General features: G+C 67.4%; 18 protein-coding genes. 16 read left to right on the top strand and 2 right to left on the bottom strand.

Features of this window, described 5'->3' with window-relative positions; translation table 11 throughout:
- Positions 1–31: 31 nt before the first annotated feature.
- Positions 32–727: a ribulose-phosphate 3-epimerase gene (rpe, locus tag BLW05_RS26495; protein ID WP_093166565.1), complete on the top strand. Its 696-nt coding sequence runs from the start codon at positions 32–34 to the stop codon at positions 725–727.
- Between the two features lie 102 nt (positions 728–829).
- Positions 830–1,828: a M14 family metallopeptidase gene (locus tag BLW05_RS26500; RefSeq protein ID WP_093166566.1), complete on the top strand. Its 999-nt coding sequence runs from the start codon at positions 830–832 to the stop codon at positions 1,826–1,828.
- Positions 1,829–1,847: 19 nt separating this feature from the next.
- Here BLW05_RS26500 and BLW05_RS26505 read toward each other — a convergent pair whose 3' ends face one another.
- Entirely contained in the window at positions 1,848–3,635 is a 1,788-nt protein-coding gene (locus tag BLW05_RS26505) for a carboxylesterase/lipase family protein (RefSeq protein ID WP_093166567.1), read from the bottom strand.
- A 116-nt stretch (positions 3,636–3,751) separates the two neighbouring features.
- Positions 3,752–4,354, bottom strand: coding sequence for a phenylacetic acid degradation protein PaaY (locus BLW05_RS26510; protein WP_093166568.1), 603 nt, complete (start codon positions 4,352–4,354; stop codon positions 3,752–3,754).
- A gap of 186 nt (positions 4,355–4,540) precedes the next feature.
- Between BLW05_RS26510 and paaG the strand changes: the two genes are divergently transcribed.
- The 14 genes from paaG to paaZ all read left to right on the top strand — a co-directional run bounded on the left by paaG (position 4,541) and on the right by paaZ (position 18,763).
- Positions 4,541–5,341, top strand: a complete 801-nt coding sequence (paaG, locus tag BLW05_RS26515) for a 2-(1,2-epoxy-1,2-dihydrophenyl)acetyl-CoA isomerase PaaG (protein WP_093166569.1) — start codon at positions 4,541–4,543, stop codon at positions 5,339–5,341.
- Positions 5,342–5,349: 8 nt separating this feature from the next.
- Positions 5,350–5,790, top strand: coding sequence for a hydroxyphenylacetyl-CoA thioesterase PaaI (paaI, locus tag BLW05_RS26520; protein ID WP_093166570.1), 441 nt, complete (start codon positions 5,350–5,352; stop codon positions 5,788–5,790).
- A 20-nt stretch (positions 5,791–5,810) separates the two neighbouring features.
- Positions 5,811–7,130, top strand: coding sequence for a phenylacetate--CoA ligase PaaK (paaK, locus tag BLW05_RS26525; protein WP_093166571.1), 1,320 nt, complete (start codon positions 5,811–5,813; stop codon positions 7,128–7,130).
- A 43-nt stretch (positions 7,131–7,173) separates the two neighbouring features.
- Positions 7,174–8,184 (top strand): 1,2-phenylacetyl-CoA epoxidase subunit PaaA, encoded by a 1,011-nt coding sequence (gene paaA, locus BLW05_RS26530; RefSeq protein WP_093166572.1) that lies wholly within the window; start codon positions 7,174–7,176, stop codon positions 8,182–8,184.
- A gap of 25 nt (positions 8,185–8,209) precedes the next feature.
- Positions 8,210–8,527 (top strand): 1,2-phenylacetyl-CoA epoxidase subunit PaaB, encoded by a 318-nt coding sequence (paaB, locus tag BLW05_RS26535; protein WP_093166573.1) that lies wholly within the window; start codon positions 8,210–8,212, stop codon positions 8,525–8,527.
- A gap of 10 nt (positions 8,528–8,537) precedes the next feature.
- Positions 8,538–9,311: a 1,2-phenylacetyl-CoA epoxidase subunit PaaC gene (paaC, locus tag BLW05_RS26540; RefSeq protein ID WP_093166574.1), complete on the top strand. Its 774-nt coding sequence runs from the start codon at positions 8,538–8,540 to the stop codon at positions 9,309–9,311.
- A 14-nt stretch (positions 9,312–9,325) separates the two neighbouring features.
- The gene (paaD, locus tag BLW05_RS26545; protein WP_093166616.1) at positions 9,326–9,823 is read left to right on the top strand and encodes a 1,2-phenylacetyl-CoA epoxidase subunit PaaD; all 498 of its coding nucleotides are present in this window, start codon (positions 9,326–9,328) and stop codon (positions 9,821–9,823) included.
- A gap of 18 nt (positions 9,824–9,841) precedes the next feature.
- Entirely contained in the window at positions 9,842–10,927 is a 1,086-nt protein-coding gene (paaE, locus tag BLW05_RS26550) for a 1,2-phenylacetyl-CoA epoxidase subunit PaaE (protein WP_093166575.1), read from the top strand.
- Positions 10,928–10,940: 13 nt separating this feature from the next.
- A complete protein-coding gene (locus tag BLW05_RS26555) occupies positions 10,941–11,558 on the top strand; it encodes a TetR/AcrR family transcriptional regulator (protein WP_093166576.1) in 618 nt (205 codons plus the stop codon).
- A gap of 129 nt (positions 11,559–11,687) precedes the next feature.
- Positions 11,688–12,842 carry an ABC transporter substrate-binding protein gene (locus tag BLW05_RS26560; protein WP_093166617.1) on the top strand — a complete coding sequence of 385 codons (1,155 nt, stop codon included), beginning with the start codon at positions 11,688–11,690 and terminating at the stop codon, positions 12,840–12,842.
- A 142-nt stretch (positions 12,843–12,984) separates the two neighbouring features.
- Positions 12,985–14,013, top strand: a complete 1,029-nt coding sequence (locus BLW05_RS26565; RefSeq protein ID WP_093166577.1) for a branched-chain amino acid ABC transporter permease — start codon at positions 12,985–12,987, stop codon at positions 14,011–14,013.
- Complete coding sequence (locus BLW05_RS26570) at positions 14,010–15,836, top strand: branched-chain amino acid ABC transporter ATP-binding protein/permease (RefSeq protein WP_093166578.1); 1,827 nt, start codon at positions 14,010–14,012, stop codon at positions 15,834–15,836. Before BLW05_RS26565 ends, BLW05_RS26570 begins: the two co-directional genes overlap by 4 nt.
- Positions 15,837–15,959: 123 nt before the next feature.
- Entirely contained in the window at positions 15,960–16,700 is a 741-nt protein-coding gene (locus BLW05_RS26575) for an ABC transporter ATP-binding protein (RefSeq protein ID WP_093166579.1), read from the top strand.
- 17 nt (positions 16,701–16,717) lie between these two features.
- Positions 16,718–18,763: a phenylacetic acid degradation bifunctional protein PaaZ gene (gene paaZ, locus BLW05_RS26580; protein ID WP_093166580.1), complete on the top strand. Its 2,046-nt coding sequence runs from the start codon at positions 16,718–16,720 to the stop codon at positions 18,761–18,763.
- Positions 18,764–18,788: the final 25 nt, after the last annotated feature.

Here is an 18,788-nt window from a genome sequence, read left to right on the forward strand (position 1 = left end):
ACATCCTACATCGCTGCGACAATTCGCCCCCATGAGCAGCCCCTTCCGCATCGCCCCCTCGATTCTTTCGGCCGATTTCGCGCGCCTCGGCGCCGAAGTGAGCGACGTCATCGCCGCCGGTGCCGACTGGATCCATTTCGACGTGATGGACAACCATTACGTGCCGAACCTCACCTTCGGTCCCATGGTGTGCCAGGCGCTCAAGCCGCACGCCAAGACGCCCGACGGCACGCCGGTGCCGATCGACGTGCACCTGATGATCGAGCCCGTCGATGCGCTTGCCGCAGCCTTTGCGCAGGCCGGTGCCGACTACATCAGCTTCCATCCCGACGCTTCGCCGCACATGCACCGCAGCATCCAGGCGATCAAGTCCGCCGGCTGCAAGGCAGGGCTGGTGTTCAATCCCGGCGCGGGGCTGGATGCACTCGACTGGGTGATCGACGAGATCGACCTGATCCTCATCATGAGCGTGAACCCCGGTTTTGGCGGCCAGAGCTTCATCGATTCCGCGCTGCGCAAGATCGAACTTGCCCGCAAGCGCATCGACCAGACCGGCCGCGACATCCGCCTCGAAGTCGATGGCGGCATCAAGACCGACAACATTGCGCGCGTGGCGAGTGCCGGCGCCGACACCTTCGTGGCCGGCAGCGCGATCTTCAATGCCAAGGATTACAAGAGCGTGATCACCGCGATGCGCGGTCAACTCGACGCCTCGCTCAAGGCTTGAGCTTCCTGTTGTAGACCTCGTCGGCGACCGGCCCGCGGTCGGTACGCCATGGCGGGAAACACGGTAGGACCGGCGTTTGCCACCCTGTAGGATGGCTGGCCCATGACCGTTTCGACCGCCGCACTCACCGCCCACGACACGCTCCGCATCCACGGCTATGCCGCGCTCGAGGCCGGACCGAAGTTCATCGTGCTGGGCGGCGTGCACGGTGACGAAACCTGCGGCACAGCGGGCATCGAGCGCGCCGTGGCCGCGTTCGATTCGGGCGCATTGCGCCTGCTGCGCGGGCAACTGACGATGGTGCCGGTCGCGAATCCGCTCGCGCGCCGTCGCCTGCGGCGCGAGGGCGAGCGCAATCTCAACCGTCTGTTCGAACCCTCCGCACCGGGTACGGAACCGGCCGACTACGAAGCCCGCATCACCAACCTGCTGTGCCCGCTGCTCGACCGGCACGATGTGCTGCTCGACCTGCATTCGTTCCAGAGTGCGGGCGAGGCCTTTGCCATGATCGGACCGCGCGACAACACCGGCACGCTGGAGCCTTTTGCGCGCGCCTTCGAGGAAGGACAGCTCGCACTGCACCTGCGCACGCCGCGCGTGGTCGAGGGCTGGCTCGACATCTACGCCGCCGGTGTCGCGCAGCGCGCGGGCGGCAAGCCGGTCGATCCCATGGAAGTGGCTTTCGGCAAGGGCACCAACGAATACATGCGAAGCCGCGGCGGCTACGGTGTCACGCTCGAATGCGGGCAGCACGAGGACCCGGCGGCGCCCGGCGTCGCCTACGAAGCGATTCTTTCGGCGCTGCGCGTGCTCGGCATGATCGCGCCCTCACCGGATGAGCTGCCGCCGCCGAAGCCTTCGCTGCTGCGGCTGGTCAGCGTGGTCGATCGCTTCCATGAAGAAGACCAGTTCGTGCGCGAGTGGGCCACGTTCGATCCGGTCTCGCGTGGCGACCCGATCGCGATGCGTGAGGACGGCAGCGTGCTGCACGCGGAACGCGACGGGTTCATCGTGTTCCCGAATGCGGAAGCGCTTCCGGGGACGGAGTGGTTCTACTTCGCGGTGGACAGCGACCGGGATCTGGCGCAGCAGCCCCGATAGTCCCGTACCCCACCTCTACCTACTGGATCGAGATGGCCTTGTGGGCCGGCGTGGCGTCGAAGATGAGCGTCGAGGGCCAGGGCTGCCAGGTCACGCCAAGTGCCGCCGGTGCATTGGGATCACCCCGCCGGGCAAAGGCGCCGAGGCTCTTCATCATCGCGTCGGACAGGTCGAGGCGGCCCGGCTTGTTGGCCGTCGAATTGGCGATGTTCGAGAACAGCGAAGGCCCGAAGTTGCCGAAGACGAAGGCCAGGTCGAAGGCATGCGCGGCACCATAGATGTCGTTCCACGGCGCAGGCTCCTCGTCCCAGTCGAAGCGGTAGTACCAGACCTCGTTCTGCTGCGACTTCAGTGCGTTGAGGACGTTGTCCCGGCTCGCGATGAAGAAGAGCTGGTTGAGCAGGTCCGTCCTCGCGTTGAAGCCCGTGACCGGCGTCGTCACCGGCAGGTACACCGACGGAATCCACTGTTGCACAGTGACCGTCGGCGGGGCGTCGGGGTTGTAGCCGAACTGCGTCGAGAACAGCGTTGCGTCGCTCACCAACCGGCCGCTCACACCGCCGAGCGCAGGTGACAGCGCAAGGAAGGTGGGGAACAGCTTGGCCTCGTCGCGGGTGTTCCCCGCCAGAACGGGTACCCGCAGGTAGTTGCCCGACTGGATGGCAGCGATGGGGTCGACCGGCAGCACGATGCCATCCGGAATCGGGCCCGAGCCCGCCAGCCCGAGCGGCGCGAGCCGGGTCAGCAGCGTGAAGAGCAGCGTGCTCGGGCTCTTCGAGTGCAGGTAGGCCGCGATCTGCGCGGGCGTCTGGCTGGCCACGTAGGCCGCGGCGGATGCCGCGTCGGTGGCCAGGCCGTCGGCGATGAGCTGGCTGGTGAGCAGGGCGCTGCCCTGGGCGGCATAGGTCGCTTGCGGACTGAGCGTGGGAATGCGCCCTGGCGCGAGGTTGCTTGCCAGCGAAATCCCGCCGCTGAGCGGCACCAGGCGATGAAAGAGCGGTTGTCGTGTGCCCGTCACCAGCGGGGAGGTCTGCAGCGCATAGACATTGATCGCGCCGGCCGACTGGCCCATCAAGGTGACGTTTCGCGGATTGCCCCCGAAGGCCTCGATGTTGCCGCGAACGAATTCGAGTGCCTTGACGATGTCGAGCAGCGCGAAGTTGCCCGAGTCGCCCACGCCGCCGGAGCCCGACTTGAGTTGCGGCAGATCGAGGAAGCCGAAGATGCCGAGCCGGTAGTTCACCGTCACGACGACGGCGTTCGCGGACTTGGCGAGCGCGGCCCCGTCGTAGACAGGGTCCGCGGTGTAGCCCGACACGTCGCTGCCGCCGTGGACGAAGACGATCACCGGCAGCCCGTCGCCGTTGCCTTCGTCGCGGCCCTGATCGTTCTCCCTGTTGCCGCCCTTGCGGTTGTCCTTCGACGGACGCCAGATGTTGAGGTAGAGGCAGTCCTCGCTGCCCACCGCCTGATTCAGCGTGGTGCCGATCGTCGCGTCGTAGCGGTTGTTGGCGCCGGGGCCGTAGATGCGGCCGTACTGCACGCACGCATTGGCGAACTGCTGGGTGGCCCTGGGCTGGCGCCAGCGATCCGGGTCGACCGGCGCCTTCCAGCGCAGGTCGCCGACCGGCGGCTTCGCGAAGGGCACGCCCTTCCACGCGAGCGTCCCCGAGCGATCCGAGTCGTCGATGCCGACGACTTTCCCGAAGCGTGTTTCGCGCTCGACGTCCGCGTTCCCGTGCGCCCAGCACGGCATCTGAGAAAGAAGCGCAACACACCCCGCCACCAAGCCGGCCTTGAGCATCATGGTCTTGTCCCCTCCAGAGAAGGGCGCAACGGTAAGGGCTCGAGGTCGGCAGCGACTACCCGGGCAAACCCGATTGGCGCCGAACGGCGCCCGACTCAGCCCTCAGCCCTCGGCCCTCAGCCGCGCTTCGTCGCGATCAGCGGCTTCACGTCGGGCGCCTGCACGCGCGGCCGGTTCGCCTCGACCGCGGAGAGCGCCGTGACCTCCTTCATGCTCGCGAGACTGCGCTTCGTGAGGTCCTGGTAGGTCTTCGTACCTTCGAGCTTCCAGGCGACTTCCTGGTCGGTCAGCTCGCGGATCACCTTCGCGGGGATGCCTGCGGCGAGCGATCGCGGCGGGATCTTCTTGCCGGCCGGCACGAAGGCGCAGGCCGCGAGGATGGCCGCTTCGCCGACCTCGGCTTCGTCCATGACGACCGCGTTCATGCCCACCAGCGCATTGCGCCGCACGATGCAGCTGTGCAGCACCGCGCCGTGGCCGATGTGGCCGTTTTCTTCCACCACGGTGTCCTGCTGCGGAAAGCCGTGGATCACGCAGGTGTCCTGCAGGTTGGAGCCGCGCTTGAGCTCGATGCGGCCGAAGTCGCCGCGCAGCACGGCGCATGGACCGACGTAGCAATCGGGCCCCACGATGACGTCGCCGATCAGCACGGCGGTGGGGTGCACGTAGGCGCTCGGGTCGATGACCGGCACCACGCCTTCGATGGAATAGCAGGGCAAGGTTTGTCTCCAGTGTCTGGGCTGTTACGGGCTGTTTCGAGCCAAGGGTTAACCCTGTGCAAGTTTGACTTGCGTCAGGATTGGTGACGATCTTATGATTCACCGACCGGTCGGTCAACAATACTCTTGACGCAGATCAAGACCCCACCGGCGCCCGAATCCCGTTCCCACGACTGGAGACACAGCTTGCCCGATGCACTCGTCCTCGCCTCGCAGGACGGCCCGGTTCTGACGCTCACGCTCAACCGGCCCGCCGCGCTCAACAGTTTCAATGGCGCCATGCATGAGCAGCTTCGCGCCGCGCTCGATGCGGCGGCATCGGATGCCGCGGTGCGCTGCGTGATCCTCACCGGTGCCGGCCGCGGCTTCTGCGCCGGGCAGGACCTGGCCGATCCGATGGTCGCGCCGTCGCCGGCCGGCGAGCCGCCCAAGGACCTGAGCCGCGCGATCGAGCTGCACTACACGCCGCTGGTCAAGCGCCTCAAGTCGATGCCGGTGCCGGTCATCGCCGCGGTCAACGGCGTCGCGGCCGGCGCGGGCGCGAACCTCGCGCTCAACTGCGACCTGGTGCTGGCGGCGCAATCGGCGAGCTTCATCCAGGCCTTCGCGAAGATCGGCCTCGTGCCCGACACCGGCGGCACCTGGCTGCTGCCGCGCATCGTGGGCCGCGCACGCGCGCTGGGCCTGGCGATGCTGGGCGACAAGCTCTCCGCCGCCGAAGCCGAACGCATCGGCCTTATCTGGAAATGCGTCGACGACGCCGCGCTCGCCGACGAGGCCCGCAAGCTCGCCGGGCGCCTCGCCGCCATGCCCGTGAAGGCGCTGGCCGCCACCCGTGCCGCCATCGACGCCGCGCAGCACTTCACGCTCGACCAGGCGCTCGACCACGAAGCCGCGCTGCAGGCCGAGCTGGGCCGCGCCCACGACTACCTCGAAGGCGTGGCCGCGTTCGGCGCGAAGCGCGCCCCCCAGTTCACCGACCGCTGATCCACACGATGACCACAGAACGAACCCCGCAGCAGATCGCCGATCTGGCCCGCGAACACATGTTCGCCAACGACCGCGCGGCCAGAGGCCTCGGCATGGAAGTCACCGAAGTTTCGCCCGGCAAGGCGACCGTGACCATGACCGTGCGCGAGAACATGCTCAACGGCCACGACATCTGCCACGGCGGCCTGATCACCACGCTGGCCGACACCGCCTTCGCCTACGCCTGCAATTCGTACAACGAACTCACCGTGGCCTCGGGCTTCTCGGTGGACCTGATGGCCCCCGGCCGCGAAGGCGACGTGCTCACCGCGCGCAGCTTCGAAGTGTCGAAGGCCGGCCGCACCGGCGTGTACGACTGCGACATCACCAACCAGCGCAACGAGCGCATCGCGGTCTTCCGCGGTCGTTCGTACACCATCAAGGGCAAGCCGGTCTTCACCGCGTGAGCCACCCAGAGGAGACATCCATGCCCGTGAAGCAACCCCGCCCCGGCGAGCTCGAAGCCATCGAAACCGCGAGCCGCGACGAGATCCAGTCGCTCCAGCTCCAGCGCCTGCGCTGGACGCTCCAGCACGCATACGACAACGTGCCGCACTACAAGAAAGCCTTCGACGAGAAGGGTGTGCACCCGAGCGACCTGAAGCAGCTCAGCGACCTGTCGAAGTTCCCCTTCACCACCAAGAAGGACCTGCGCGACAACTATCCCTTCGGCCTCTTCGCGGTGCCGCGCGAGCAGGTCTCGCGCATCCATGCATCGTCGGGCACCACCGGCAAGCCCACCGTCGTGGGCTACACGAAGAACGACATCGACACATGGGCCACGCTGGTCGCGCGCTCCATCCGCGCCGCCGGCGGCCGCGCGGGCGACATCCTGCATGTGGCCTACGGCTACGGCCTTTTCACCGGCGGCCTGGGCGCGCACTACGGCGCGGAAAAACTCGGCTGCACGGTCATCCCGATGTCGGGCGGGCAAACCGAGAAGCAGGTCCAGCTCATCCGCGACTTCAAGCCGGACATCATCATGGTGACGCCGAGCTACATGCAGGTGATCGTCGAGGAGTTCGTTCGCCAGGGACTGGACCCGCGCGAAAGCTCGCTCAAGGTCGGCATCTTCGGCGCCGAACCGTGGACCGAGGCGATGCGCCACGAGATCGAGAACAAGGCCGGCATCGACGCGGTCGACATCTACGGCCTTTCCGAAGTGATGGGTCCGGGCGTCGCCAGCGAATGCATCGAGACCAAGGACGGCCCGGTGATCTGGGAAGACCACTTCTACCCCGAGATCATCGACCCCGAGACCGGCGAAGTGCTGCCCGAGGGCTCTGAAGGCGAACTGGTCTTCACCTCGCTCTCCAAGGAAGCGCTGCCGATCATCCGCTACCGCACGCGCGACCTCACGCGCCTGCTCGCGCCCACCGCGCGCTCGTTCCGCCGCATGGGCAAGATCGTCGGCCGCTCGGACGACATGCTGATCATCCGCGGCGTGAACGTGTTCCCGACGCAGATCGAGGAAATCGTTCTGCAGCACGCCAAGCTGTCCGGCCAGTACCAGATCAACGTGAAGCGCGACGGCCTGCTCGACGAAGTGGAAGTGTGCTGCGAGCTGCAACCGCTCGCCGCGTCGAGCGTCGATGCCGCCGAGCTGCGCGAGATCTCGGGGTGGCTGCAGCACCGCATCAAGACGCTGGTCGGCATCAGCACGCGCGTGCAGGTGCTCAAGCCGGATTCGATCGAACGCACGCTGACCGGCAAGGCCAAGCGCGTGAACGATCAACGCCCCAAGTGACAGCGAACGACTGAACGAACAACCGAAAGGGAAAGGACAGAGCATGTACACGCAAGCCATGGACACGATGGGCAAGGACGAAGGCGGCAAGAAGGCCGTGCGCTCGGCCGAAGAAATGCAGCTCGAAGAGCGCTTCGACGCGCACATCGACGCGGGCGATTTCATCGAGGCCAAGGACTGGATGCCCGACCACTACCGCAAGACGCTGGTGCGGCAGATCAGCCAGCACGCGCACTCGGAAATCGTCGGCATGCTGCCCGAAGGCAACTGGGTCACGCGCGCGCCGACGCTCAAGCGCAAGGCGATCCTGCTCGCCAAGATCCAGGACGAGGCCGGCCACGGGCTCTATCTCTACTCGGCCGCGGAAACGCTCGGCACCTCGCGCGACCAGATGCTCGACGCGCTGCACACCGGCCGCGCCAAGTACAGCTCGATCTTCAACTACCCGACGCTCACCTGGGCCGACATGGGCACCATCGGCTGGCTGGTCGACGGCGCCGCGATCATGAACCAGGTGCCGATCTGCCGCTGCTCCTATGCGCCGTATGCCCGCGCCATGATCCGCATCTGCCGCGAGGAGAGCTTCCACCAGCGCCAGGGCTTCGAGGCGCTGCTCACCATGATGCAGCACGGCACCGATGCGCAGAAGGCGATGGTGCAGGACGCGGTCAACCGCTGGTGGTGGCCGTCGATCATGATGTTCGGCCCGCCGGACGACCAGTCGCCCAACTCCGCGCAGTCGATGCGCTGGGGCATCAAGCGCATCTCGAACGACGACCTGCGCGCCAAGTTCATCGACGCCACCATCGAGCAGGCCAAGGTGCTCGGCGTCACGCTGCCGGACCCCGATCTCAAGTGGAACGAGGAACGCCAGCACTACGACCACGGCACGATCGACTGGAGCGAGTTCTGGCGCGTGGTCGGCGGCGACGGCCCATGCAACCGCGAACGCCTCGGCGCGCGCGTCAAGGCATGGGAAGACGGTGCCTGGGTGCGCGATGCCGCACTCGCCCACGCCGCCAAGCGCGCCACGCCCGAACCCCTCGCTGCCTGATCAAGGCCTTTCAAGGAACCCCACCATGAGCAACCCGAATCCGTCGAACGCCGCCGCCCCCGCCAACGAATGGCCGCTGTGGGAAGTCTTCGTCCGCAGCCGCTCCGGCCTCGACCACAAGCACTGCGGCAGCCTGCACGCCGCCGATCCCAAGATGGCGATCCAGATGGCCCGCGACGTCTACACCCGCCGCCAGGAAGGCACCAGCGTGTGGGTCGTGCGCTCCGACCAGATCGTCGCGAGCGACCCGGGCGATAAGGACATGTACTTCGACCCGATGGAAGACAAGGTCTACCGCCACCCGACCTTCTACCAGCTCCCCGGCTCGGTAGACCACATGTGAGGTGGCCCAGATGCAAGCATCCATCGCCGTCGACCTCCAGCCCGCCGTGCAGTACCTGCTGCGCATCGGCGACACCTGCCTGATCCACGCGCAGCGCATTTCCGAGTGGTCGGGCCACGCACCCATCCTGGAAGAGGACATCGCCATGTCGAACATGGCACTCGACCTGATCGGCCAGTCCCGCGCCGTGCTCACGCTCGCGGGCCAGCTCGAAGGCCGCGGGCATGACGAAGACCAGCTCGCGTTCCTGCGCCAGGAGAAGGACTTCCGCAACTTCACGATGGTCGAGCTGCCGCGCGGCGACTTCGCCTTCACGGTGATGCGCAACGCGATGATGGCGACGCTGATGAAGCTGCTCTGGGAGCGGCTCGCCGATTCGAGCAATGCCGAGCTGTCGGCCATCGCCGGCAAGGCGATCAAGGAAGCGCGCTACCACCAGCAGCACGCCGCCGACTGGGTGGTGCGCTTGGGCGACAGCACCGACGAAGCGCGCCAGCGCATCGAGAAGGCGCTGCGCGATCTGTGGCTCTACGTGCCCGAGCTCTTCGACACCGACGCGATCGACGAGGCCGCGAGCGCCGAAGGCATCGGCCCGCGCTGGTCCGACCTGCAAGCGAAGTGGCTCGAAGAGATGGATGCCATCCTGGCCGAAGCCACGCTCAAGCGCCCAGACGACGCGGCCTTCCGCAGCACCGGCAAGCGCGGCGTGCACAGCGAGCACATGGGCTACATCCTCACCGAGATGCAGTACCTGCAGCGCGCCTACCCCGGGGGCGTGTGGTGAACGCCGGGGCGGCCATGACAACCCGCAGCGAACAGGCCTGGGACGTGCTCTCTACAGTGCTCGACCCCGAAGTGCCGGCACTGTCGGTGCGCGACCTCGGCATCGTGCGCGACGTGGTCGAGCATGACGACCGGCTCGAAGTGGTGCTCACGCCGACCTACTCGGGCTGCCCCGCGACCGAGGTCATCGAGCATGACGTGCTGGCCGCGATCGAGAAAGCCGGCCTCGGCCCCGCCTACGTGACGCTGCAACGCGCACCCGCGTGGACCACCGACTGGATCAGCGCCGAAGGCCGCCGCAAGCTCTTCGAATACGGCATCGCGCCGCCCGGCCCCGCTGCCGATGGCGCCGTGCCGATCCGCATCTTCGGCCGCAAGGCCGACGCCGTGATTTGCCCGCGTTGCGGCAGCAAGAACACGGAGCGTCTCTCCGCGTTCGGATCCACCGCCTGCAAGTCCATGTATCGCTGCATCTCGTGCCGCGAACCTTTCGAACATTTCAAGCCGATCTGAAGCGGCGGAGCACCCCACATGAGCGTCATGTTCCATCCCTTGACCGTGCGCCAGATCGCACCCGACACCGACGAGGCGGTCATCGTCTCCTTCGATGTGCCCACCGACCTGCGCGAAGTCTTCGGCTTCACGCAGGGCCAGTACCTCACCCTGCGCAAGGAGATCGACGGCCAGGACCTGCGCCGCTCCTACTCGATCTGCGCCGGCGTCGATGACGGCGAACTGCGCGTTGGCGTGCGCAAGGTCAAGGGCGGCACCTTCTCCAACTGGATCAACGAGAAGCTCCAGCCCGGCGACACCATCAACGTGATGGCGCCGCAGGGCCGCTTCTTCGTGCCGATCGAGCCCGAGGCGAGGCGCCACCATGTCGGCATCGTCGGCGGCAGCGGCATCACGCCGATCCTGTCGATCATGAAGACGGTGCTTGCGCGCGAGCCGCACTCGCGCTTCACGCTGATCTACGGCAACCGCAAGCTGCAGTCCACGATGTTCAAGGAAGAGCTCGAGGACCTGAAGAACCGCTACATGACGCGCCTCGTGCTTCACCATGTGTTCAGCGGCGAGCCGACCGATGCGCCGCTCAACATGGGCCGCATGAGCCGCGAGAAGCTCGGCGAGTTCCTCGCGAGCGTGGTGCCGGCCGGCAGCATCGACCACGTCTACATCTGCGGCCCGTTCCAGATGAACGACGAGGCGGAGGCCGCCTTGCTCGCGGCCGGCGTGCCGGAAGACCGCATCCACATCGAACGCTTCGGCGTCGCGACGCCCGAGGGCGCGCCGGTGGGCGCGGTGATCCACGAGGCCAAGCCCGGCGATGCCGAAGTCTCGAAGATCGTCATCATCCGCGACGGCCTGCAGCGCGAGATCGAATTCCGCAAGGACCAGCCGAGCATCCTCGACTGCGCGTCGGCCTCGGGGCTCGAAGTGCCGTTCTCGTGCACGTCGGGTGTGTGCGGCACCTGCCGCGCCAAGGTCGTCGAAGGCGAGGTGCGAATGGAGCGAAACTTCGCGCTCGACAAGAACGAGGTCGCGGCCGGCTTCGTTCTGACCTGCCAGGCCCATCCATTGACCGAGAAGGTGGTCCTCTCATTCGACGAACGCTAAGCAAAGGATTTCCATGGCCCGTGGACGCTCACCCGGTTACGACGATCAGCGCGAGATGATCCTGGAGAACGCCGCGCAGCTGTTCGCCAACCGGGGCTATTCCGCCACCTCGATGAACCAGGTGGCGGAAGCGTGCGGGTTTTCGAAGGCCTCGCTCTATCACTACTACCGCGACAAATACAGCCTGCTCGTGAGCATTGCGGAGAACCATGTGTCGCGGCTCGAAGACCTTGTCGCGGACGTCGAGGCCCAGGAGCTCGCGCCCGAGGCGCGCCTGCGCGAGCTCATCCGCCGATTCGTGCAGGAATATGCGGGCGCACGGCACGCGCATCGCGTGCTCACCGAGGACGTGAAGTTCATGGAGGAGGGCGATCGCGAGCGCGTGCTCGGCACGCAGCGCAAGGTGGTGTCAGGCTTCGCGCGCGCGGTGCTCGAACTTCGGCCCGACCTGCGCGATGCCGCGCTCGCCAAGCCGCTGACCATGCTGCTGTTCGGCATGATCAACTGGATGTTCATCTGGATGCGCCCCGACGGCGAACTCGACTACGACGCCATGGCCCCGGTGGTGGCCGATCTCTTCCTCGGGGGGCTTCCCGGCGTGAAGATTCCCCAGCGCATCGCGTTGATATGAAACACCCCCAGCCTCGCCCAATGCGTGTGGCTCTGCACCCCCTCAAGGGGACGCACCCAGCGGCCCGGCCAAGCCGGTTCCGCGGGTGCCTGTGAACATTTTCTTAACCACCAAAACGGAGACATGCTCATGAAACACCTCAAACCCCTCGCGGTGATCGCGGCGCTGCTGGCGTCGGCACTCGCGCATGCGGACATCAACGTCGGCGTGACGGTCTCGGCGACCGGCCCGGCCGCTTCGCTGGGCATTCCCGAGAAGAACACCATCGCGCTGATGCCCAAGACCATCGGGGGCCAGAAGATCAACTACATCGTGCTCGACGACGCCAGCGACACCACGGCGGCGGTCAACAACACGCGCAAGCTGATCTCCGAGAACAAGGTGGACGTGATCCTCGGCTCGACCACCACGCCGAACTCGCTCGCGATGATCGACGTCGCCGCTGAAAGCCAGACGCCGGTGATCTCGATGGCCGCATCGGCGCGCATCGTCGAGCCGGTCGATGCCAAGAAGCGCTGGGTCTTCAAGACGCCGCAGAACGACATCATGATGTCGCTCGCCATTGCCGAGCACATGGCGTCCAACGGCGTGAAGACCGTGGGCTTCATCGGCTTCTCCGACGCGTATGGCGAAGGCTGGTTCCAGGAGTTCTCCAAGGCGGCCGACCTCAAGAAGCTGAAGATCGTCAGCAACGAGCGCTATGCGCGCACCGACACCTCGGTCACCGGCCAGACGCTCAAGCTCATGTCCGCCAAGCCGGACGCGATCCTCGTCGCGGGTTCGGGCACGCCGGCCGCGCTGCCGCAGAAGAGCCTCAAGGAGCGTGGCTATGCCGGCAAGGTCTACCAGACGCACGGCGTCGCCAACGCGGACTTCCTGCGCGTGGGCGGCAAGGATGTCGAAGGCACCTTCCTGCCGGCCGGCCCGGTGCTGGTCGCCGACCAGCTTCCCGCCAGCAACCCGGTGAAGAAGTCCGCGCTGGCCTATGTGTCGGCGTACGAAGCCGCGAACGGCAAGGGCTCGGTCTCGACCTTCGGCGCGCACGCGTGGGACACCGGCCTGCTGATGGCCGCTGCGGTTCCGGTCGCGCTGAAGAAAGCGCAGCCCGGCACGCCCGAGTTCCGCGCTGCACTGCGTGATGCGCTCGAGCAAGTCAAGGAGCTGCCCGGCGCGCATGGCGTGTTCAACATGACTCCCAACGACCATCTGGGTCTGGACCAACGCGCACGCGTGATGGTCAAGATCGAGAACGGCGCCTGGAAATACATCCCCCCATCACCTTGAACCACCCCTAGGCTTCGCGCACTTCGTGTCGCTACGCCAACCCCCTGCGAGGGGGCGATGCCGGCGGCCCGGCGAAGCCGGTTCCGCGGTATCCCTGGCATGGCGGTGCGAGGCATAGGTTGACGGACTGATTGGAGAGGACATGGATTTCGATATTGCCCTTTTGCTGGGGCAGGACGGCATCGTCAATGGCGCCGTCTACGGACTGATGGCGCTGGCGCTGGTGCTGGTGTTTTCCGTCACGCGGGTGATCTTCATCCCGCAGGGCGAGCTGGTGGCTTTCGGCGCGTTGTCGATGGCCGCACTCAACGCCGGCCGCACGCCGGCCACGCTGTGGCTGCTGCTGGCCCTCGCCGTCGCCACGCTGGCCGTCGAAGGCTGGCGCTGGAAGCGCGGCGCGACGGTGGACTGGAAAGCCACGGCCGTCTGGACCATCGCCTTCCCGGTGCTGGCCTGCGTGCTGGTGCTCGGCGTGCGATCCGCGTCGCTCGCGATGCAGGCGGTGACCGCGCTGGTGCTCATCACCCCGCTCGGGCCGCTCTTGTACCGCCTCGCCTATCGGCCGCTGGCGGATGCGACGGTGCTCATCCTTCTCATCGTCTCTGTGGCGCTGCACGGCGTGCTGGTGGGGCTCGGCCTGCTGTTCTTCGGCGCCGAAGGCTCGCGCACGCCGCCTTTCTCCGAGGCGCGGATCGACATCGGCGGGCTGGCGATCACCGGCCAGTCGATGGTGGTGGTCGGCGTGGCGGCTGTTCTCGTCGTCCTCATGTTCCTCTTCTTCGAACGCTCCATCGTCGGCAAGGCGCTGCGCGCCACCGCGATGAACCGCGTCGGTGCACGGCTCATGGGTATCCCGACGGACCTGTCGGGCGACCTGAGCTTTGCGCTCGCGGCGCTGATCGGCGCGGTCTCGGGTCTGCTCATCGCGCCGCTGACCACGGTGTATTACGACACCGGCTTTCTCATCGGGCTCAAGGGCTTCGTCGCGGCGATCGTCGGCGGGCTCGCGAGCTATCCCATCGCGGTGCTCGGCGCGCTGCTGGTGGGGCAGCTCGAAGCCTTCTCCTCGTTCTGGGCCAGCGCATTCAAGGAAGTGCTCGTGTTCACTTTGATCATCCCCGTGCTGTGGTGGCGATCGCTGCGTAGCCGTCACGTGGAGGACGAGGAATGACCCGCCGCCACCTCACCCTCATCTGCATCGCCGCGCTGGCGTTGTGCTGGGCCTGGCTGCCCGAGTTCACCGTCACGATGTTCAGCTACATCGGCCTCTATTCGATGGTCGCCGCGGGCCTCGTGATGCTCACCGGCATCGGCGGCATGACCTCGTTCGGGCAGGCTGCGTTCGTCGCCATCGGGGCCTATGCCACCGCGTGGGTCTGTACCTCGCCTGCGGCTGCCGCTGCGCTGGGCGGCTTCGTGCCGGCGGGCGTGCTGCCGTGGGTCGGGCTGGTGCTCGGCCTCGTGCTGACCTTCGCGGTCGCCTGGGCGCTCGGCGCGATCACGCTCAAGCTGTCGGGCCACTACCTGCCGCTGTGCACCATCGCGTGGGGGCTGAGCCTGTACTTCCTGTTCGGCAACCTCGAATTCCTCGGCGGGCAGACCGGTATCACCGGCCTTCCCGCGCTGACGATCGCGGGCATTTCGCTCGCCTCGCCGCGCGCGCTCGGGCCGCTGATCTGGGCATTGCTGCTGCTCTCGCTCTGGGCACTGCACAACCTGCTCGACTCGCGCGAAGGCCGCGCCATCCGCTCGCTCAAGTCCGGCCGCGTGATGGCCGAGTCGATGGGCGTCGACACCGCGCGCTACCGCGTCAAGGTGTTCGTGCTCGCGGCGCTGCTGGCGGCACTGTCCGGCTGGCTCTACGCGCACATGCAGCGCTTCGTGAACCCGACGCCGTTCAACCTCAATATCGGCATCGAATACCTCTTCATGGCGGTGGTCGGTGGCGCGGGCCACCTGTGGGGCGCGGTGCTCGGCGCGACGCTCATCACGCTAGTCAAGGAGCAGTTGCAGGACATCCTGCCCAAGCTGCTCGGCGCCAGCGGCAACTTCGAGGTGATCGTCTTCGGCCTGCTGATGCTCTTCGTGCTCCAGCGCTTCGCCGATGGCCTGTGGCCGACGCTGGCGCGCTGGTCGGGGCGCTTCCTCAAGACCGAACCGGTTCGCGTACCGAAGACGACCGCATCGCTCGCGAGCCGCACGCTGCCGCCGGCCGGCACGCTGCTGCTCGAATCGGACAAGGTCACCAAGCGCTTCGGCGGGCTGGTGGCCAACAACGCGGTCGCGATGACGCTCAAGGCCGGCGAGGTGCATGCGCTCATCGGCCCGAACGGCGCGGGCAAGAGCACCTTCTTCAACATGATCTCGGGCGTCGACGACCCGACCGAAGGCGAAGTGCGGCTCATCGGCGAGACGATGAACGGCAAGCCTTCGCGCGACTACGCCGCGCGTGGCCTCGGCCGCACCTTCCAGCATGTGCGCCTGCTCGGCACCCGCACCGTGCTGGAGAACGTCGCCGTCGGCGCGCACCGGCGCGGCCGGCACGGCTGGATCGCCTCGATGCTGCGGCTCGACCGCGCCGAAGAGGCGGCGCTGCTCGCCGAGGCGCGGCGCCAGATCGAGCGCTGCGGACTCGGCGCCTATGCCGACGTGCCCGCCGCGTCGCTTGCTCTGGGGCAGCAGCGCGTGGTCGAGATCGCCCGCGCGCTCGCAGGCCAGCCGGCCGCGCTGCTGCTCGACGAGCCTGCCGCCGGTCTTCGCCACCTGGAGAAACAGGCACTCGCGACGCTGCTGTCGCAACTGCGCGCCGAAGGCCTGGGCATCCTCATCGTCGAGCACGACATGGAGTTCGTCATGAACCTCGCCGACCGCATCACGGTGCTCGAATTCGGCACCGTCATCGCCGAAGGCACGCCTGCCGAAGTGCAGGTCAATCCCCGTGTGCTCGACGCCTACCTGGGCGGCAGCGACGAACCGATCCCGATGGCCGCATAGGATGAAGCTCTCCCCCAGCCTCGCCCACTTCGTGTGGCTCTGCACCCCCTCTCCGGGGGCGCACCCGGCGGCCCGGCAAAGCCGGTTCCGCGGGCGCCCGCGAACGATCACGGTGGAACTGACATGAACCCACTTTTTGAACTCCAGGACTTCAGCGTCGCCTACGGCGCGGTCGAGGCGGTGCACAGCGTCGCCCTGCGCGTGGACGAGGGCGAGATCGTCACCGTCATCGGTCCCAACGGCGCGGGCAAGACCACGCTGCTGTGTGCGGCGATGGGGCTCCTTCCTTCCAGCGGCAGCGTGACGCTCGCGGGCGAGCGCATCGCGCGGCCCAGTGTCGAGGCGATGGTCGCGCGCGGCGTCGCTCTGGTGCCCGAGCGGCGCGAGCTGTTCGGCGAAATGCCGGTCGAGGACAACCTGCTGCTCGGCGGCTTCTACCGCTGGCGCACCGGCCGGCGCGACCAGCGCGAGCGCATGGAGGAAGTCTTCGCGATCTTCCCGCGCCTCAAGGAACGCCGCGCGCAGCTCGCGAGCACGCTGTCGGGCGGCGAGCGGCAGATGCTCGCGATCGGCCGTGCGCTGATGGCGCGGCCGAAGCTGCTGATGCTCGACGAACCCTCGCTCGGCCTTGCGCCGCTGATCGTGCGTGAAGTGCTGCACGTCGTCTCGTCGCTGCGCTCGCACGGCGTTTCGGTGCTGCTCGTCGAGCAGAACGCGCGCGCCGCGCTGCAAGTCGCCGATCGCGGCTACGTCCTGGAAACCGGCGCGGTCGCGCTCACCGGCCCCGCGCAGGCGCTCCTGCACGACCGGCGAATCATCGATACCTACCTCGGCCTCGGCAACAAGAACGCTGTTGCGGCCTGACCCCTTCGGAGAACTTCATGACCCAGATCCTTCAAAGCTTCATCGCCGGCCGCTGGCTCGGCCAGCAGGGCGCGCAGGTGCTCCAGAGTGCCGTCAACGGCCGTCCGGTGGCGAGCACGCATGCCGAGTCGATCGACTTCGGCGAGGCGCTGCACCACGCGCGCACCGTGGGCCTCACGAACCTGCTTGCGATGGACTTCCAGCAGCGCGCGCAACGCCTGCGTGCCCTCGCCAAGTACCTGGCCGAGCACAAGGAAGAGCTCTACGCGATCTCGGCCCACACCGGGGCGACGCGCGCCGACAGCTGGATCGACATCGAAGGCGGCGCCGGCACGCTCGCGGCCTATGCGGGCATCGGCGGCAACGAACTGCCCTCGGGCAACCTGGTGCATGAAGGCCCCCCGATCCCGCTCGGCAAGAAGGGCGGCTTCGCCGGCACGCACATCCTGGTGCCGCGCCGGGGCGTCGCGGTGCACATCAACGCCTTCAACTTCCCGATCTGGGGCCTGCTTGAGAAGTGGGCGCCGAGCTTCCTCGCGGGCATGCCGTGCATCGGCAAGCCGGCGACCTCGACCAGCTACCTCACCGAAGCGCTGGTGCGGTTGATGCACCGCTCGGGCCTCTTGCCCGAAGGCAGCCTGCAACTGGTGATCGGCAGCACCGGCGACCTGCTCGACCGGCTCGATGGCGCCGACGTGGTGACCTTCACCGGCTCGGCGGACACCGCCGCCAAGCTGCGCGTGCATCCGAACATCGTGCGCCAGTCGATCCCGTTCAACGCCGAGGCCGATTCGCTCAACTGCGCGATCCTCGCGCCCGACGTGTCGCCGGATGACGAGGAGTTCGATCTCTTCGTCAAGGAAGTGGCGCGCGAGATGACGGTCAAGTCCGGCCAGAAGTGCACCGCGATCCGCCGCGCGATCGTGCCGCGCCAGCATCTGGATGCGGTGGCCGAGAAGCTGCGCGCCCGCCTCGCGAAGACGGTGGTCGGAGACCCCGCGCTCGAGAACGTGCGCATGGGCGCGCTGGCATCGCACGCGCAGCAGGCCGATGTGGCCGAGCGCGTGCGCACGCTGATGCAGGGCGCAGAACTGGTCTACGGCGAGCGCGACGGTTTCGCGCCGCAAGGCGAGGGCGTGGCCGAAGGCGCGTTCTTCTCGCCCACGCTGCTGCTCTCGCGCGACCCGCTGCGGCATGACGCGGTGCACGACGTCGAGGCCTTCGGCCCCGTCAGCACGCTGATGCCCTACGACGGCATCGACGAAGCGCTGGTACTGGCGGCGCGCGGCCGCGGCAGCCTCGTCGGCACGCTGGTCACCAAGGACCCGGCGACTGCCGCGAAGGCGATTCCGATCGCTGCGGCGCACCACGGCCGCATGCTGGTGCTCGACCGCGAGGCGGCGGTCGAATCCACCGGCCACGGCTCGCCGCTGCCTTTCCTGAAGCACGGCGGCCCCGGCCGCGCCGGCGGCGGCGAAGAGCTGGGCGGCCTGCGCGCGGTCAAGCACTACCTGCAGCGCACGGCGGTGCAGGGTTCGCCGACGATGATCGCGGCGGTCACCGGCGAATACATGCGCGGCGCCAAGCTCAACGAGTCGGACGTGCATCCCTTCCGCAAGCACTTCGAGGATCTGGCGATCGGCGATTCGCTGCTCACGCACCGCCGCACGGTCGGCGAAGCCGACATCGTCGCCTTCGGCGGCATCTCGGGCGACTACTTCTACATGCACTTCGACGAGATCGCGGCCAAGGAAAGTTCGTTCGGCAAGCGCATCGCGCACGGCTACTTCGTGCTCTCGGCGGCGGCGGGCCTCTTCGTCTCGCCGGCGCCCGGACCGGTGCTGGCCAACTACGGGCTCGACACGCTGCGCTTCGTCAAGCCGGTGGGCATCGGCGACACCATCCGCGCACGCCTGACCTGCAAGCGCAAGATCGACCGCAACAGGAAGGACGCCAACGGCGTCGGCCAGGGCGTGGTCGCCTGGGACGTGGAAGTGACGAACCAGGATGGCGAGCTGGTCGCCAGCTACGACATCCTGACGCTGGTCGCCAAGCGCAGCTGAAGCCGGGCTTTTCGGCGCATGTTCG

Origin of the sequence: Variovorax sp. YR216, from assembly GCF_900107745.1 — a bacterium.
Classification (GTDB): Bacteria; Pseudomonadota; Gammaproteobacteria; order Burkholderiales; family Burkholderiaceae_C; genus Variovorax.

Excerpts from the sequence above, each read along its gene's own strand:
- rpe (WP_093166565.1), top strand. The coding sequence starts at position 32 with ATGAGCAGCCCCTTCCGCATCGCCCCCTCGATTCTTTCGGCCGATTTC.
- BLW05_RS26500 (WP_093166566.1), top strand. The coding sequence starts at position 830 with ATGACCGTTTCGACCGCCGCACTCACCGCCCACGACACGCTCCGCATC.
- BLW05_RS26505 (WP_093166567.1), bottom strand. The coding sequence starts at position 3,635 with ATGATGCTCAAGGCCGGCTTGGTGGCGGGGTGTGTTGCGCTTCTTTCT.
- paaI (WP_093166570.1), top strand. The coding sequence starts at position 5,350 with ATGACCACAGAACGAACCCCGCAGCAGATCGCCGATCTGGCCCGCGAA.
- paaK (WP_093166571.1), top strand. The coding sequence starts at position 5,811 with ATGCCCGTGAAGCAACCCCGCCCCGGCGAGCTCGAAGCCATCGAAACC.
- paaA (WP_093166572.1), top strand. The coding sequence starts at position 7,174 with ATGTACACGCAAGCCATGGACACGATGGGCAAGGACGAAGGCGGCAAG.
- paaB (WP_093166573.1), top strand. The coding sequence starts at position 8,210 with ATGAGCAACCCGAATCCGTCGAACGCCGCCGCCCCCGCCAACGAATGG.
- paaC (WP_093166574.1), top strand. The coding sequence starts at position 8,538 with ATGCAAGCATCCATCGCCGTCGACCTCCAGCCCGCCGTGCAGTACCTG.
- paaD (WP_093166616.1), top strand. The coding sequence starts at position 9,326 with ATGACAACCCGCAGCGAACAGGCCTGGGACGTGCTCTCTACAGTGCTC.
- paaE (WP_093166575.1), top strand. The coding sequence starts at position 9,842 with ATGAGCGTCATGTTCCATCCCTTGACCGTGCGCCAGATCGCACCCGAC.
- BLW05_RS26555 (WP_093166576.1), top strand. The coding sequence starts at position 10,941 with ATGGCCCGTGGACGCTCACCCGGTTACGACGATCAGCGCGAGATGATC.
- BLW05_RS26560 (WP_093166617.1), top strand. The coding sequence starts at position 11,688 with ATGAAACACCTCAAACCCCTCGCGGTGATCGCGGCGCTGCTGGCGTCG.
- BLW05_RS26565 (WP_093166577.1), top strand. The coding sequence starts at position 12,985 with ATGGATTTCGATATTGCCCTTTTGCTGGGGCAGGACGGCATCGTCAAT.
- BLW05_RS26570 (WP_093166578.1), top strand. The coding sequence starts at position 14,010 with ATGACCCGCCGCCACCTCACCCTCATCTGCATCGCCGCGCTGGCGTTG.
- BLW05_RS26575 (WP_093166579.1), top strand. The coding sequence starts at position 15,960 with ATGAACCCACTTTTTGAACTCCAGGACTTCAGCGTCGCCTACGGCGCG.
- paaZ (WP_093166580.1), top strand. The coding sequence starts at position 16,718 with ATGACCCAGATCCTTCAAAGCTTCATCGCCGGCCGCTGGCTCGGCCAG.